At 72.2% G+C, this 3,008-nt stretch carries 2 protein-coding genes; one reads left to right on the top strand and one right to left on the bottom strand.

Translation table 11 applies throughout. The features are described from left to right. Positions 1 to 1,604 (top strand): molybdopterin dinucleotide binding domain-containing protein (locus DBR36_RS05085; protein ID WP_108317857.1); only part of this gene is annotated, 1,604 nt, incomplete at its 5' end. A gap of 324 nt (positions 1,605 to 1,928) precedes the next feature. Here DBR36_RS05085 and DBR36_RS05080 read toward each other — a convergent pair. Next, positions 1,929 to 2,924, bottom strand: a complete 996-nt coding sequence (locus DBR36_RS05080) for a glycerate kinase (protein WP_108317856.1) — start codon at positions 2,922 to 2,924, stop codon at positions 1,929 to 1,931. Between the last annotated feature and the right edge of the window lie 84 nt (positions 2,925 to 3,008).

Genomic DNA, 3,008 nt, shown 5'->3' with positions numbered 1-3,008 from the left:
TCAACGCCGCCTCGAACGCACCGCGCATGCTGACCAGCCTCGCCGAGGCCATCGACCGCGGCGCGCAGGTGGTCCACGTCAACCCGCTGCGCGAGGTCGCGGGCACCCGCACGATCGTGCCGCACGAGATCCTCGACATGGCGACGTTCAACTCCACGCCGACCAGCACCATGAACCTGCAGGTGCGTCCGGGCGGCGACCTCGCGCTCGTCCGCGGCATGGCGAAGGTCGTGTTCGAGGCATCCGAGACCGATCCGACCGCCCTCGACCAGGACTTCCTCGACCGGTACACGACGGGACTCGACGAGTACCGAGCGATGGTCGAGGCGACGCCGTGGTCGGAGCTCGTCGAGCAGGCCGGCCTCACCGAGGCCGAGATCCGCGGCGCGGCCGACGTCTACCTCGCCGCGAAGCGCACCGTCATCAGCTGGTGCCTCGGCGTGAGCCAGCACCAGCACGGCGTCGACACCGTGCGCGAGATCGTCAACCTGCTGCTCCTGCGCGGCAACGTCGGGCGCAAGGGCACCGGCCCCTCGCCCGTCCGCGGACACAGCAACGTGCAGGGCAACCGCACCTGCGGCATCAACCACAAGCCGACCGAGGAGTGGCTCGCCAAGCTCGACGAGGTGTGCGGCATCACGTCGCCGCGCGAGCCCGGCCTCGACACCGTGCACACGGTGGCCGCTCTGCACCGCGGCGACCTCAAGGTCTTCCTCGGCATGGGCGGCAACTTCGTCCGGGCGGCTCCCGACACCAAGCTGACCGCCGAGGGCATGGGCCGGTGCGAGCTGACGGTGCACGTCAGCACCAAGCTCAACCGCAGCCACCTGACGCACGGCAAAGAGGCGCTGATCCTGCCGTGCCTCGGTCGCACCGAGCGCGACGAGCAAGAGAGCGGTCCCCAGTCGATCTCGACCGAGGATGCCATGAGCTCCGTCATGCTCTCGCTCGGCTCCCGCAAGCCGGCGTCTCCCCACCTGCTCAGCGAGCCCGAGATCATCGCCCGCCTCGCCCGTGCCGTGATGCCCGCGTCGGCGACCCCGTGGGAGTGGTACGTCGGCGACTACGACCGCATCCGCGACGTGATGGCCAAGGCGCTGCCCGGCTTCGAGGGCTTCAACGAGCTCGTGCGCCAGAAGTACGGCTTCCGCATCCCGCAGCCCGCGCGCGAGCGCGACTTCCGCACGCCCTCGGGCAAGGCGGAGTTCTCGCACGCCGACCTGCCGAACGTCATCCCCGAAGAAGCCGACGTGCTGGTGCTGCAGACCATGCGCTCGCACGACCAGTGGAACACCACGATCTACTCGGCCGACGACCGCTACCGGGGCGTGCGCAACATCCGCGAGCTCGTCTTCATGAACCGGCGCGACATGAAGGAGCGCGGCATCGCCGAGGGCGACCTGGTCGACATCGTCGCGACCTCTCGCGACGGGTCGGTCCGCAGCATCACGGCGTTCCGCGCGCTGGAGTACGACACCCCGCGCGGCAGCGCCGCCGGGTACTTCCCCGAGATGAACGTGCTGCTCGGCCCGGACGACTACAGCCGGCAGAGCGATCAGCCGCTGATGAAGGACATTCGCGTGCGCATCGCCAAGACGGCCTGAGTCCGCGGGCGCCCCGCCGGCGGGGCGCCCCTGCTCTCGAACACCCGCACGTTCCTCGGAGAATCGCGCGCTTCTCGGAGAAATCCCTCGCGATTCTCCGAGAACGGTGCGTTTCTCCGAGGAACGCGCGCGTCAAGCACCGGCCAGCGCGCTTCCCCCGCGACGCATGCTCAGCACCACAGCAGGCTCGTCCCCGCGGGACCTGCCCGCCGGCATCCGCCGTTTCTCGGAGAAGTGCACGATTCTCGGAAGAATCGGCGGCTTTTCTCCGAGATCGGCGCGTTTCTCCGAGGAACACGCGCGGATCGGGCCGGCCGGCGGCCCTCAGTCGCCGATCGCCGCGAGCGCCTGCGCCGTGGCGACGCGAACGGCCTCCGCCGGCTGTTGAAGAGCACGACGGATGCCGACCACCCCGGCGACCGAGACCGCACCCCGCGCCCGGGCGTCGTCGGCGACGACCCCGGCGACCACCACGGCCGTCACACCACCGGCCGCGGCGAGCGCGAGCACGTGGCCAGGGCCCTTGCCGGCGAGCGAGGTCGCGTCGAACGCCCCCTCGCCGGTGAGGACGAGATCCGCTCCGCGCAGCGCCTCGCCGAGTTCGGCCACCTCGGCGACATGGGCGGCCCCGTCGACCACCTCCGCGCCGGCGGCGAGCAACGCGCCCGAGAGACCCCCGGCCGCCCCGGTGCGCGGCACCTCGCGGACGTCGCGGCCGAAGCGCTCGGCCCACTCCACGGCATCCGTCTCGAGCCGCGCCGTCAGGCGCTCGACCATCGCCGCATCGGCCCCCTTCTGCGGTCCGAAGACGCGCGCCGCGTCGGTGAAGGCCGTGGTCGTATCGGTGAGCACCACGACCCGGCCCGGGCGGAAGGGGACGCGATCGCCCAGTGCGTCGAGCGCGCCGCGTCCGCCGTCGGTCATCGCCGAGCCGCCCATCCCTACGAGCACGCGGCTGGCGCCCGCGTCCAGGGCGAGGGCGATGAGCTCGCCGACACCGCGGCTGGTCGCGGCCCAGGGGTCGTTGGCATCCCGTCCCCCGGCGAGGACCAGACCGGATGCCGCCGCCGACTCGATCACGGCCGCATCGGCGTCGAGGCGCCAGGCGGCCTGGACGGGCCGGCCGAGCGGGCCGGTCACCGTGTCTCGGCGATTCGCCCCGCCGAGGGCTTCGAGCGTGCCGTCGCCGCCGTCGGCCATGGGGATGACGCGGATCTCCGCATCGGGCCAGCGGTCGCGGACGGCGAGGGCCATGGCATCCGCCGCCTTGCGGGCCGTGAGCGTGCCCTTGAACTTGTCGGGGGCGATGACGACGCGCATGAGCGTTCCTCCCCACCCGGTGCGCCGGATCCTCGGGCCAGCCTATGGTGGCGCCCCCCGCACACGGCCCGGGCGATGTCGGCG

The organism is Microbacterium sp. HMWF026, assembly GCF_003061325.1.
GTDB classification, from domain to species: domain Bacteria; phylum Actinomycetota; class Actinomycetes; order Actinomycetales; family Microbacteriaceae; genus Microbacterium; species Microbacterium testaceum_E.
Note: the sequence above shows the minus strand (reverse complement) of the source record. Positions and strands in the feature narration are given on the sequence as shown.

Excerpts from the sequence above, each read along its gene's own strand:
- DBR36_RS05080 (WP_108317856.1), bottom strand. The coding sequence starts at position 2,924 with ATGCGCGTCGTCATCGCCCCCGACAAGTTCAAGGGCACGCTCACGGCC.